At 50.6% G+C, this 12230-nt stretch carries 11 protein-coding genes; 5 read left to right on the top strand and 6 right to left on the bottom strand.

The window, feature by feature from the left end:
• Nucleotides 1–193 precede the first annotated feature (193 nt).
• Entirely contained in the window at nucleotides 194–484 is a 291-nt protein-coding gene (locus ACFOE0_RS11270) for a hypothetical protein (protein WP_248935961.1), read from the top strand.
• 3 nt (nucleotides 485–487) lie between these two features.
• Nucleotides 488–727: a helix-hairpin-helix domain-containing protein gene (locus ACFOE0_RS11265; protein ID WP_248935960.1), complete on the top strand. Its 240-nt coding sequence runs from the start codon at nucleotides 488–490 to the stop codon at nucleotides 725–727.
• A 519-nt stretch (nucleotides 728–1246) separates the two neighbouring features.
• Here the strand turns inward: ACFOE0_RS11265 and ACFOE0_RS11260 are convergent.
• Nucleotides 1247–2254 carry an isocitrate dehydrogenase gene (locus tag ACFOE0_RS11260; RefSeq protein WP_248935958.1) on the bottom strand — a complete coding sequence of 336 codons (1008 nt, stop codon included), beginning with the start codon at nucleotides 2252–2254 and terminating at the stop codon, nucleotides 1247–1249.
• Nucleotides 2255–2529: 275 nt separating this feature from the next.
• Here ACFOE0_RS11260 and ACFOE0_RS11255 point away from each other — a divergent pair, with 275 nt between their 5' ends.
• The 3 genes from ACFOE0_RS11255 (at nucleotide 2530) to ACFOE0_RS11245 (ending at nucleotide 7430) form a co-directional block, all read left to right on the top strand.
• On the top strand, nucleotides 2530–5355 hold the full coding sequence (locus ACFOE0_RS11255; RefSeq protein ID WP_248935957.1) for a S9 family peptidase: 2826 nt from the start codon (nucleotides 2530–2532) through the stop codon (nucleotides 5353–5355).
• Nucleotides 5356–5551: 196 nt separating this feature from the next.
• Nucleotides 5552–6235, top strand: coding sequence for an SDR family NAD(P)-dependent oxidoreductase (locus ACFOE0_RS11250; RefSeq protein ID WP_248935956.1), 684 nt, complete (start codon nucleotides 5552–5554; stop codon nucleotides 6233–6235).
• A 16-nt stretch (nucleotides 6236–6251) separates the two neighbouring features.
• Nucleotides 6252–7430 (top strand): flavin monoamine oxidase family protein, encoded by a 1179-nt coding sequence (locus ACFOE0_RS11245; RefSeq protein ID WP_248935955.1) that lies wholly within the window; start codon nucleotides 6252–6254, stop codon nucleotides 7428–7430.
• Between the two features lie 128 nt (nucleotides 7431–7558).
• Here ACFOE0_RS11245 and ACFOE0_RS11240 read toward each other — a convergent pair whose 3' ends face one another.
• The 5 genes from ACFOE0_RS11240 to ACFOE0_RS11220 all read right to left on the bottom strand — a co-directional run bounded on the left by ACFOE0_RS11240 (nucleotide 7559) and on the right by ACFOE0_RS11220 (nucleotide 12179).
• Entirely contained in the window at nucleotides 7559–7774 is a 216-nt protein-coding gene (locus tag ACFOE0_RS11240; protein WP_248935953.1) for a hypothetical protein, read from the bottom strand.
• A 219-nt stretch (nucleotides 7775–7993) separates the two neighbouring features.
• Nucleotides 7994–8383 carry a DUF3192 domain-containing protein gene (locus tag ACFOE0_RS11235; RefSeq protein ID WP_248935952.1) on the bottom strand — a complete coding sequence of 130 codons (390 nt, stop codon included), beginning with the start codon at nucleotides 8381–8383 and terminating at the stop codon, nucleotides 7994–7996.
• Nucleotides 8384–8464: 81 nt separating this feature from the next.
• Complete coding sequence (gene xni / locus ACFOE0_RS11230; RefSeq protein ID WP_248935951.1) at nucleotides 8465–9232, bottom strand: flap endonuclease Xni; 768 nt, start codon at nucleotides 9230–9232, stop codon at nucleotides 8465–8467.
• Nucleotides 9233–10588: a nucleotide 5'-monophosphate nucleosidase PpnN gene (gene ppnN / locus ACFOE0_RS11225; protein ID WP_248935950.1), complete on the bottom strand. Its 1356-nt coding sequence runs from the start codon at nucleotides 10586–10588 to the stop codon at nucleotides 9233–9235.
• 34 nt (nucleotides 10589–10622) lie between these two features.
• Nucleotides 10623–12179 carry a GGDEF domain-containing protein gene (locus tag ACFOE0_RS11220; RefSeq protein WP_248935948.1) on the bottom strand — a complete coding sequence of 519 codons (1557 nt, stop codon included), beginning with the start codon at nucleotides 12177–12179 and terminating at the stop codon, nucleotides 10623–10625.
• Nucleotides 12180–12230 lie beyond the last annotated feature (51 nt).

Below are 12230 nucleotides of genomic sequence, written 5' to 3'. Positions count from 1 at the left end.
GTATTCAGGATGGCGATAGCGAATGGCGTTGTCTTTTTTCTGCCGCGTAGCGGCTTCGTTCAACAAAGTGGTCAAACATCGTTCCGCTTCGCTCCACTGGACAGAATTTACCACGGCGTTAGATACCTACTGACACCACGCTGTCAGCATCGGTTGTGTAGCATCGATACGTCCTTTTTCTCGGAGAAACACCATGAACACCAATGTCGTCGAAATCGTCAAATGGAAAAGCGCGCCGGGCGTTACCGACCAAGCAATGATTGAAGCCGCCCTTGGCCTTGTCCCTGATCTCAAGTCCATAGGCGGCTTCATTGACAAGACGCTATACAAAAATGGCGACGAATGGGTCGATATTTACTTTTGGGAAACAACGGAGGATGCGCACCTCTCGAATGAACGAATGGCGCGTAAGGAAAGTTTGGGTAAGCTATTTTCCTTAGTGCAGCCGGAAACCGTATCCATTACTGTCATGTGCAAGGCTTGAGGCATGGGCTTCCCCGCAACCGAAAAAGAGAAAATGCTTGCGCTCAAAGGCGTTGGCGAAACCGTCATCGCACGCTTAGAGCAAATCGGTTTCTCGGCGCTGTCGCAGTTGGCCGAGGAAGACTCGGCTTTTGTCACCAAACAAATCTCTCAAATGATGGGGTCAACATGTTGGCACAACAGCCCCCAAGCAAGGAACGCAATAAAGGCCATCATTACTCTTGCGCAGGGTGACACCAAGTGAAATCGGCATCTAACATGGCGCTCAAAGGGACGCTCCTATCGTCGTGCCCCTTAGCTCTACGTTATCCCCCATGAGCCCAAAGTAACTAATGTCCCTAAGCAATATACAGTGGTGCAGCAGATTGCACCTTATCCCCGTCCGAAGTTGCCGGAGGGAAATGGCTGCAATAGCAAGTCCCGTCATGGATGACGGGGCAGGTACCGCTGAGCCATGGATGGCGAATCGGTGCCGATTGCGTAATTGAAGTCATTTTACGATGGGTAACAACTTCGGTTGGGGCGGCAGGGGAGATCCAAGAGGGACTTGCTGTTGAGCCCCTCTTGGTCGGGTGTGGGGCGAAGCTCCACGATTTCGACCAAGCGAAGCTTGGTACTAATCCTCAGTGGCAACAGGCCGTAAAGCACAGCACTATGGTGACAACCAAACATCCAATAAAAAAGGTGAAGCTGAGCTTCACCTTTTTTGCATTAAACCAGCTTAAATCAAACTAACCGATAGCTAAATAGTATCGTCAGACGATTACAGACGTTCCAGTACTGACTCAGTAAAGTCAGTAGTACCGTGAGTACCACCCAAATCGCGGGTAGTGCGGTCGCCTTCTTCGATCACTGCGGATACGGCTTCGCGGATCTTGGCGGCTTTGTCAGCCATACCCAGATATTCCAGCATCTGGATAGAAGCCAGAATAACTGATGTTGGGTTAGCCAAGTTCTTACCAGCGATATCCGGGGCAGAGCCGTGTACGGCTTCGAAGATCGCGGCGTCTTTACCAATGTTGGCGCCCGGGGCCATACCCAGACCGCCTACCAGACCGGCGCAGAGATCTGACAGAATGTCACCAAACAGGTTGGTGGTAACAATCACGTCGAAGTTTTCTGGGCTCATCACCAGCTTCATACAGGTGGCGTCCACAATCATCTCTTCGGTCTGAATGTCCGGATAACGCTCACCCACTTCACGGGCAGTTTTCAGGAACAGGCCGGAAGTTGACTTCATGATGTTGGCCTTGTGCACTATGGTCACTTTCTTGCGACCTTCTTTGCGGGCCAGCTCATAGGCGAAGGTGGCAATCTGCTCGGCGCCCTGACGGGTCACAATGCTGGTAGCTTCGGCAGTGGTGCCGTCGTCAGAGACTTTCTGACCCAGACCGGAATACATACCTTCGGTGTTTTCACGCACTGTGATGATGTCGATATTCTCATATCGAGCCTGGGTGCCTTTGAATGACAGTACCGGACGTACGTTGGCATAAAGGCTGAACTTCTTGCGCAGGCTAACGTTGATGGAGGTAAAACCTTCACCTACGGGAGTCGTCAGTGGGCCTTTAAGGGTAATACGGTTCTTTTCAATCAAATCCAGGGTACGCTGTGGCAGCAATTCACCATGCTTTTCGAGAGCTGTCAGGCCGGCGTCGGCAAATTCATATTCAAAATCACATCCGGCTTTATCGAGAATCTTCAGTGCAGAATCAATGATGCTTGGACCAATCCCATCACCTGGGATCACGGTAATCGTTCTTTTTGACATCTGGAATCCATCCATGTTGGTCGTTACTGCAGTAGTCACGCCTGTGTTTCTTTCACAGGTAACTTTCATGACATATGACCCGCTTATTTTACACGTTTTTTGTGATTTTTTCACATTAATGGTGATGAAAGTCACAGATGGGTGGCCGGGTAAACTTGCATAAATGCCGTTAAGTCGCGAATATTGGGCGCTAAACCTCCAAAAATCGACTTTAGTCTAGTGGTGGGGTGAGGCAGCTGCCGACCCATAGCTATTAACATAAGAAGAGGAAAACATTGAAATTACTACCTCTCGCATCCGGGATGCTGTTGGCCACTGGAGCCGTTGCAGCACCGCAGAAGGATCTGACTCTTAACGACATCATGAAGTTTGAGTCTCTCAAGAAACCTGTACTCTCAGATAATGGTCAACTGTTGGCTGTGGAAGCCGCGCCGGATAGAGGCGACAGCCGTACTTTGGTCAGGATGCCCGGCAGTGACCGCAGTTTTGAGCTGGCTGGTGCATCCAATCCCAAAGTCAGCGCCGACGGCCGTTTTGTCGCTGCCGAAATAGAACCTACCCTGTTCGAGCGGGAAACTGCTTCCAAGAAAGAGAAGAAAAAGCTTAAAAACGGCATGGTCCTGCTGGATACCCAAACCGGCAAAGAGCTGCGTTTCGAACGGGTAAAGTCCTTCTCATTCAGTGATGATGGCCGTTTGCTGGCGATTGAGTTCGAAGCCGAAGAAGAGAGCAAAGACAAGGCTGATAACCCTGATACCCAGACTGAATCCAACGCCGCCGGAGCTGAAGCCAAGGCCGGGAAAAACGACAACGAGAGTAAGCCTGAAGTCGATAAGGCTGACAAGGGCGCACCATTTACTTTGATCGCCTTGGGTACAGGTAAGCAGTACCAGTTTGATGATGTCACAGGCTTTGCCCTGTCCAAGGCCGGTGGTAAGGCGGCGGTGGCTATCAATGATATCGAAGCGGGTAAGCAAGCAATTCAGCTTTACGATATTGGTGCTGACAAGCTTATCGATCTCAAGGTGAAGGCTGGAGAGCAAATTGGCCATCTTGCCCTGAGCGATGATGGTAAGTATCTGGCTCATACCTCAGGCAAGGCAGCAAAGGATATTGATGAGCGGGAATATCAGCTGACGCTGACCACCCTTGCCTCAGGTAAGCAGCAGCTTGTTGCCAATAGTGATGAGTGGACCCTGAATCGTTACAGCGAGCTGGACTTCAGTCCGGACAACTTAAGACTGTTCTTTGGCCGGGTACCGCAAATCAACAAACCTGAAACGCTCAGCAAGTATGAGAATGAAGCTGATCTTTATAACACTGCAGTGATTACCGACCAGCGTAATCTGAAGATTTGGCATGGCGAAGATCCACGTATCAAGCCCCATGAGATTAAGCAGTACGACAAGGAAGTGAAACGTACCTATCAGGCTGTGATGCACCTTGGCAGCGGTCAGGTGGTGCAGTTGGCCGATGAGACTGTGCCGGATCTGGAATTGGGTCCTCAGAGCCGTTATCTGGTTGCCAGCTCTGATCTGCCTTATCGCAAAATGATCACCTGGGCCGGTTTCTACCGTGACTTTTATCTGGTGGATCTGAATACGGGCCGCAAGCAGCTGGTATTGACTCAGCAACCCAGCCGCTCCGGGCCATCACTGTCTCCTGATGGTAAGTTTCTGGCCTACTTCCAGCAGGGAAATGTTTATCTGCATGATATTGCCGCCAACAGTCGCAAAGAGCTGAGCGCTGGTATCGCTACGCCTTTTGCCGATGAAGATCATGACTATCCTTCACAGGCTCCGGGCTATGGTTTCGGCCCCTGGCTGGATGATGACGAAGGCGTGCTGGTATACGACAAATACGATGTATGGCAGTTCGATACCACCTCAGGCAAAGGCTTTATGCTGACTGACGGTAAAGGCCGTGAGACCGGAGTTCAGTACCGGGTAACCGGTCTGAGTGCCGACAGGGACGAACCTGCTGCGCCGGATAATGGTGACAAAGTCATGCTGCATGGTTACAGCCACAAAACCAAAGGTGATGGTTTCTATGGTGCCAGACTGGGCAGCGCCGGCGCCGATGTACTGATGCAGGGTGACTATAAGCTGAAGCTGCTGAGCCGGGCCGATGATGCCGACACTCTGGTGTATTCCAAAGAGCAATATAACCAGTTCCCGGATCTCTATACCGCCGATTACCTCAAGCCTGAACAGGGGCAGCGTCAGACCCATTTGGATGAGCAGCGTGACGGTTTTGACTGGAGTCAGTCTGAGCTAGTGAGCTGGACCAATGGTGATGGTCGTCAACTGGATGGCGTGCTGATCAAGCCAAACAATTATGAGGAAGGTAAGCGTTACCCTGTGCTTGTGTATTACTACCGCTTTATGAGCGACCGTCTACACAGCTTCCCGGCGATGAAGGTTAACCACAGACCCAATTTCGCCTGGTACGCGGATAATGGCTATGCCATCTTCCTGCCGGATATCCGTTTTGAGATAGGTTACCCTGGGCCGGCTGCTGTGCAGGCGCTGACCTCAGGCGTGCAGCACATTATTGATATGGGCGTGGCCGATCCGAAAGCCATTGGTTTGCATGGTCACTCCTGGAGTGGTTATCAAACGGCTTTTGCCATCACCCAAACCCATATGTTCAAAGCTGCTGTCAGTGGCGCGCCGGTATCCAATATGACCAGCGCCTTCAGTGGTATCCGTCATGGCAGTGGTTTGGCTCGTCAGTTCCAGTATGAAACAGGGCAAAGCCGTATTGGTGAAAGCCTGATGGCGGCACCACATAAGTACATTGAAAACTCGCCAGTGTTCTACGCAGAGCGCATCAAAACACCAATGATGATTATGTTTGGTGACAAAGATGATGCCGTGCCCTGGGAGCAGGGGATAGAGATGTACCTGGCTATGCGCCGCGCGGGTAAGGATGTGGTCTTTCTTCAGTATGAGGATGAGCCGCACCATCTTAAGAAATATCCCAACAAGGTGGACTACAGTATTCGCATGATGGAGTACTTCGACCATTATCTGAAAGGCACTCCTGCTCCTGAGTGGATCAAGGCTGGTGAAGCTTACAGAGAATACGACAAGGACTGATAACTGACATAAGTTACAGCTTTAACAAAGACCGGCACCGTGCCGGTCTTTTTATTACCCGCAATTTATTCTTCGGCATGCCATCTTTGGATACAGTCGCTAAAGAAAAACTATCCCGCCCGGGAAAATATTCTGATTTGTCCCAGCAGAAGCTGCCAATCAGTATTGAGCCATCGAAAGTTTGATGGAGCTGAACATGAATTGGCAAAAAGCAAAACACAATTCTCCGTTGATGTTGATTGCTGGCTATGGAGAAGGGCTGGGAGTTGCGCTTAGACAAAAATTCGAGCAGGCCGGGTATCGGGTTATAGGGTTGGCTCGTAAAGGTGGGGATATTCAAGTTGATCTGACTGACGGCAACGCTGTTACAGATGTCTTGCACACCCTGATTCAGGAGCATGGCGTGCCTGATGTGGTGATAACCAATACAGCCAGATTTCACTATGGGCCTTTAGGCAATGTCAGCGAACAGGAGTTTGAGCAGGTATGGCGTACCGGCGTGATGAGCAGCTTTCACCTGGCCAGACAGCTGTTGCCCATGATGGCTGAGCGTGGGCATGGCTGTTTTATTGCAACCGGTGCGACAGCCAGCGTCAAAGGAGGCGGAGCCTTCAGTGCGTTCGCCTCGGCCAAATTTGCCCTGCGGGGACTGGTTCAGTCGTTGGCACGGGAGTTTGGTCCCAAGGGGGTTCATGTTGCTCATCTGATTGTGGATGGGATGCTTTGGTCTGATGCCAGTCGCAGACGCTTTCCTGCCTTGACTCAGGATAAGGCGATTAGTGTCGGGGATGCCGCAGAAGTTTACTTGCAGCTGACCCGCCAGCCCAGGACAGCCTGGACTCAAGAGCTGGATATTCGACCATTTAATGAACGTTACTAGACCCGGGGGAGGTAATATGACTCAGATACGCCGTGACAACCATAATCCCACTCTGATTATCGGTGGAGGACTGAGTGGCCTTTTCTCTGCCTGGTTATTGCAACAGATGCAGCAGCCCTGGGTTCTGGTGGAAGCCAGAGACAGACTGGGGGGCCGAATTTTGTCTGAACCCGTGGTTGATCAACAGCCGGATGGAGGGGCTTTGGATATGGGGCCTTCCTGGTACTGGCCGGATATGAACCTCAGAATCTCGACTCTGGTTGAGATACTGCAACTCAACAGCTATCGCCAATATGCCGAGGGCGCAGTTCTGAGAGAGTCTGCTGCCGGGCAGATCCCCGATAAGTACCCAGCACAATACAGTGCCGGTTACTCAAGGCGGCTCGAAGGCGGTATGGCCAATTTGACCGGGGCGCTCATTGAACGCTTACCTGCTCAGCGGATTAAAACGGGCACCAGAGTGAATCAAATCTCGCTGAACGATGATGGCAGCTACCGGGTGAATATGCAGCATTCAGCCAGTGGAGAGCCGCTGACTGAGCTTACTGCTGACAAGGTGATAGTGGCTATGCCTCCCAGGCTGGTGGCAGAGACACTGACGTTTGAGCCTGAATTGTCCGTTGAAATGTTGGATGAGCTGGGCTCAATACCGACCTGGATGGCGGTACATGCCAAAGCTGTTGTCAGCTACCCCAGAGCATTTTGGCGGGAGCTGGGATTATCCGGTATGGCAGCCAGTCAGGCGGGGCCGCTGGTGGAGATCCATGATGCCAGCGTTAACCGGGCTGATGGCACTCTGGCGGGCGCATTAATGGGATTTGTTGGTTACAACGCAGCTGCCCGGCATACCCTGGGACAGGATAAGCTCAAGACCATGATAGTGTCGCAATTGACCCGGTTGTTTGGCGATGAAGCGGCTCAGCCAGATGAGGTTTATCTGGTGGATTGGACTCAGGAGCCTTTAACCGCTTCTGCTGCCGACAAGGTACAGAACCCCCACGTGCATGTGTTGGGTGGACTGGAGGAGATCAGTGATGAGGCGCACCCAAACCTGGTATTTTCCGGCAGTGAAGCGTCCCGAACCTTTGGTGGATACCTTGAGGGCGCACTGGAAGCCACAGAAAGGGCGGTACTGGCGCTTTACCCTGACGCTGAAGACAGCTTGTCTGATGTATGGGAGTTCAGGCGCTGGTGATGACGCTGGTTCAAGCCGGGCAGTGACACAACGCGCATCTGATTAATGCTTTGGTCACTGAGGAATGAACTGATGATAAAACCGGGGAGGCGTTAATAAGCTTCCCCGGGCAACTGAAGTGCTTTAAATCAGCGGCTGTAGTCGGTCTCAATATCCACCCAGGAAAAGTAGTCGCTGAGATAGTTGAGATCGATATTGTCCGAGGTATTGTCCAGCTCAACCAAATAGCGATGGTTGAGTTCGTCATGTTGGTAGTTTTGACCAAATCCCATGCTGAGACAGTGAACCAATAACATCATTTGATGCCGGTTGTAGCTGGTTGGATAAGTGATTTTCACAAGCATAGTTGTTTCTCTCTTTTATCCCGGTTAATGCCCTGCTCAAGGTGTGAGAGTATTTTCGTTGTTACTGTTTGATACGGGCTAAAACTCAATATATGAGTGTTTCACGCATGTGACAAGTAGGAATGTTAAACCGCTGGATAGTGATGAGAGAAGAGCTTGGAGCGTGACCTATTTGATTGATTTAAAAATAAAAGCCCGCAGATTGCGGGCCAGGAATGCTTAGAGTTCTTTGGTGGGGGATGACAGATATTGCTCATAAGTATCGGTTCCCCAGGCGATTAATTTATCATTCATAAACAGCAGTGGTGTGCACTCGTCGCGGGTGGTTTCCCCGTCTGAGTTTTTCCTGTGGGTGCGATAAAAAAGTACCGTCATTGCCCCTTCTATTCCCTGCTTGGCCTCAGAGAAATCGGCCTGTCCCAGAAGTTCAATAACCTCTTTTTTGGCCTGGCCCAAATCCAGAGTAGAGATGGTTTGCAGGTTGTACACCTGCCTGTCATCCCAATCCATATTATTGGGCGTGGATTCATGGGTGAGCATGACGATGGCGACAAATACTAAATAGACCGCAAACAAACCGCCGATTACGGCCGGCGCATTGAATTTCATTACAGGGCTTTCCTTGCTGGATCAGTTACTGAATTACCTTACCCATATGTGGGCAAGGGGTAAACCGGGTTTGATGATTACTCATGCTTTTGGCTGACTGACTCTAAGCTGACTGAGGTTCACTTCCAGCGGCATGTCAGTGCGCAATTTCCCCAGTTTATAGCTCATTCGAGCCATCTCTTTACCTTCGTCCAACTTCTTTGCCTGCTTCGCACCGAGCATCTCAAGAGAATTGTAAACATTCTTTAGGGTGCGAAAAGCCTTGAGCAATTCAGAAGCGGATTTTGGTCCTATGCCTGGGATGCCGGGTATCTTGTTGCCGCTGTCACCTGAGAGAGCGATAAAGTCCAGCAGCTGGGCTCTGTCCACGCCAAGCTTACGCTCCAGAGCTTCCATATCGATGAAGGCCTGATTGAAGTGATCCCACTGAACGATTTGCGGATGCAGTAACTGAGCAAAGCCTTTATCCGTGGAGACAATAATCGCTTTGCCCTGATGGTTGACTATCTTGCTGGCCAGAGTGGCTATCACATCATCTGCTTCTGACTCGGCATCGATGGAGTGAATGCCCTCTTTTTCCAGCTGGGTTTTGAGCGCGGGCAGGGCCTTGGCCAGGTCTTCCGGCATGGGCTTACGGCCCTTTTTATAATCAGGGTAGAGCTGCTTGCGCCAGCTCTCCTGATCGCCGTCCCACACTATGGTGACATGACTGGGTTGATGAAAACGTATCAGTTTCTGGCAGGCTGAGGTGACTCTGATGGTCAGGGCATCCATATCGGGTTGGGTTCCCATTGCCGCATGGAGGCGCCTGACCAGGTTTAGTCCATCAATAATTAATAAGGTGTTCATTTATTTTATTATTTGATAGCAGGGCACATAGGCGCTGCCGGGCAGTTTCATTCTCTGTTGTTCCACAAAGGCGCTGAGCAAAGTGTCCATCATCTCCATCAGATCAGGGTCCCCATGGATTTGGAATGGACCGTGTCTGTCAATCAGGGTAATGGTTTCCGCTTTGACGTTGCCCGCTACTATAGCAGAAAAGGCTTTTCTGAGGTTGGCGGCAAGTTCAGCTTTGTTGCTCTGGAAGCGCAAATCCAGATTGGACATCACTTCATGGGTAGGCTGGAATGGCAGCTGGAACTCAGGCTCAATTTTCAACGACCAGTGGTACTGGTACGCGTCACCTGTGCTGCGACGGTATGACTTAACATCTCCCATACCCTCTTTCATGACTCTGGCAACCTGCTCAGGATCATCGACAATAATCTTATATTTACTCTGGGCTTCTTCACCCAGAGTCGCCCCGATAAAGTCATCGATTTTCTCAAAGTAGGCGGCGCTCTCTTTGGGGCCTGTCAGTACCAGAGGAAACACCAGATCCTGATTGGCCGGGTTGAGCAATATACCCAGCAGATACAGCAACTCCTCTGCAGTACCTGCGCCCCCGGGGAAGATAATAATACCGTGTCCCAGACGCACAAAGGCTTCAAGACGTTTCTCAATATCCGGAAGAATCACCAACTCGTTTACGATCTGGTTAGGTGGCTCAGCGGCAATAATGCTGGGCTCGGTCAGGCCGATATATCTGGCATCTTTGATACGCTGTTTGGCGTGGCCAATAGCAGCGCCTTTCATTGGTCCTTCCATGGCTCCCGGGCCGCAGCCGGTACAGATATCCATAGCCCTGAGGCCAAGCTGATAACCCACTTCGCGTGTGTATCTGTATTCAGTTTCGTTAATTGAGTGTCCACCCCAACACACCACAATGTTTGGGTCTCTGTCGGTGGGGATAGCCTGGGCATTACGCAATATGTCGAACACCACATTGGTAATGTGGGTGGCATTGGTCAGGTTGATATGTTTGAGATTGGTGTACTTGGTCGACAGGTAAAGAATGTCCCTGAGCACGGCAAACAGGTGCTCCTGAATACCGGCGATGATCTGACCATCTACAAAGGCTTCTGCGGGTGGGTTGACCAGTTCCAGTTTCAGGCCACGTTCCCGCTGCAAAACATTTATCTGGAAATCACTGTGCTTTTCAAAAAGTTCGGCCGCATTGTCGCTTTTCAGGCCGGAAGAGAGCACCGCCAGTGAACAACGGCGATACAGCTGGTAGAGGTCACTCTTCGCGCTTTGCTTGAGAGAATCCACCTCCAGCTGTGAAAGTTGTACCATACTGCCCCTTGGACTGATTTTCACTATCATGGCAACTCCTTAACGGGGCAGGGTCTGTCAGTAGTTAAACATCAACCACAACCTTGTCCCGTGTTGTGTTTTTGGCTTGGTACAGGGCTACATCAGCACGGTCAAAGGTTTCCTGGACCGTTTCTTTAAGGCTCATTTGAGCAGCCCCAATAGAAACTGTAACCGTAATTCGCTGATTTTTAAATTTAAATGGGATACTTTTTATTTTTTCCCTGACCCGATTAAGCACAACGCCAATGATCTCTTCAGAGACATCCGGGATCAACAGAATGAATTCCTCACCACCGTATCTGGCCACAAATTCAGTCTCTCTAAGTGCATTTTTTAAAGCCATAGCAATAACTTGCAGCGTTTTATCGCCAGTGCTGTGCCCAAAGGTGTCGTTGACGGATTTGAAGTGATCTATATCGACTACGGCAAGCCAGGCAGATTGACCCGTGCGCTGAAAGTGGTGATAGGACTGTTCCATCTTTTCTTCCAGTGCTGCGCGGTTGGGCAGTTGGGTTAACGGATCCAACTGGTTCAGTTTTTGTTGTTCAAACAGGCGCTCTTTGTAGCTGCTGGCTTCGCGACTGAGCTCTCCCAGCTCTTTTTGCATAGTGTCCATGGACTTCTGCATCATCGCCTGTTCGCGCTGTTCAAGTGCTTCTTTGCGTGCCAGTGCATCTTTGATTTCAGCTAACTGATGGGTAACTTGCTCTTTAAGTTGTGCCAGGTCATTAATCTCAGAGACCGACTGACCCATATCAGCGACGCAACCGTTAATGCTGTCGTTGAGCCGGGATTTTACTTCCCAGTGGCGATTATGGTTTTCAGAGGAGTCATCCACCACGGCCTGAACGGCGGTAAGGGCATCGTTCAGCGCAAACAGAAACTCCCTGGAGGCACTTTTTTCCAGGGCAATGTTTTCAAGTAGCTGGGACAGGACGGTTTGATAGGCTTCCAGCAGTTCTTCCGGTGATATCTCGCCTTTAAGCTGCTCTTTTAGCACCAACATGCGATCTTTCTGGTTTGCCGGAAAATCGATATCTTCCATCATGGAGGCCAGCTCACGGCCTAACTGCTGGTATCTCGGATCTACCGCAAACTCAGTATTGTCTTCAATTTGACTGTCGACCAGCTCCTCGTAGAAACCCACCAGTTTTTCTACCTTGGGAATATAATCCCAGACTGAATGCAAAGGTTTGCTCAGTTCCTGGCGAAGGTAATTGATCTCTTTCTTGAGTTGATCCGGGGCGAATTTAAAACGCTGGAGCTGTTGGGTCATGCGGGTTAAGTCGTTGCGCCCATCTTCCAGTTCACGGCTCATCAGGTTGTACTGACGCTTGAGCAGGCGCTCCACTTCAACCAGATCCGGAAGTGCCTCTTCAAGGGACTCGAAACCTGTCAGCTGACGGCGCAACCTGGCAAGCTTGTTATCCAGTTCAAGGTTCTGACCTTTGCACGCCAGACTCAGATGATGGAAGAAATTAAGCAGAGTTTGCAGTTTGGCATTCTTGTCTTCTTTCAGTGCATCCAGTGCCAGCCGGGTTTCTTTCACTTTCTGGGTCAGCTGTGCCAGCTGGGCTTTATCTTGATTTTGTTCCTTCATCAGATTTGCTGTCCTGCTAAAATCCTTATGCCGTTACCACTGTCCCCATCT

It is taken from the genome of Shewanella submarina, from assembly GCF_042646185.1.
Lineage (GTDB): Bacteria > Pseudomonadota > Gammaproteobacteria > Enterobacterales > Shewanellaceae > Shewanella > Shewanella corallii.
Note: the sequence above shows the minus strand (reverse complement) of the source record. Positions and strands in the feature narration are given on the sequence as shown.

What these genes read in the sequence shown, in the direction of transcription:
- ACFOE0_RS11220 (WP_248935948.1), bottom strand. Translation starts at nt 12,179, where the DNA reads ATGAAGGAACAAAATCAAGATAAAGCCCAGCTGGCACAGCTGACCCAG.
- ACFOE0_RS11235 (WP_248935952.1), bottom strand. Translation starts at nt 8,383, where the DNA reads ATGAAATTCAATGCGCCGGCCGTAATCGGCGGTTTGTTTGCGGTCTAT.
- ppnN (WP_248935950.1), bottom strand. Translation starts at nt 10,588, where the DNA reads ATGATAGTGAAAATCAGTCCAAGGGGCAGTATGGTACAACTTTCACAG.
- xni (WP_248935951.1), bottom strand. Translation starts at nt 9,232, where the DNA reads ATGAACACCTTATTAATTATTGATGGACTAAACCTGGTCAGGCGCCTC.
- ACFOE0_RS11270 (WP_248935961.1), top strand. Translation starts at nt 194, where the DNA reads ATGAACACCAATGTCGTCGAAATCGTCAAATGGAAAAGCGCGCCGGGC.
- ACFOE0_RS11245 (WP_248935955.1), top strand. Translation starts at nt 6,252, where the DNA reads ATGACTCAGATACGCCGTGACAACCATAATCCCACTCTGATTATCGGT.
- ACFOE0_RS11240 (WP_248935953.1), bottom strand. Translation starts at nt 7,774, where the DNA reads ATGCTTGTGAAAATCACTTATCCAACCAGCTACAACCGGCATCAAATG.
- ACFOE0_RS11260 (WP_248935958.1), bottom strand. Translation starts at nt 2,254, where the DNA reads ATGTCAAAAAGAACGATTACCGTGATCCCAGGTGATGGGATTGGTCCA.
- ACFOE0_RS11265 (WP_248935960.1), top strand. Translation starts at nt 488, where the DNA reads ATGGGCTTCCCCGCAACCGAAAAAGAGAAAATGCTTGCGCTCAAAGGC.
- ACFOE0_RS11250 (WP_248935956.1), top strand. Translation starts at nt 5,552, where the DNA reads ATGAATTGGCAAAAAGCAAAACACAATTCTCCGTTGATGTTGATTGCT.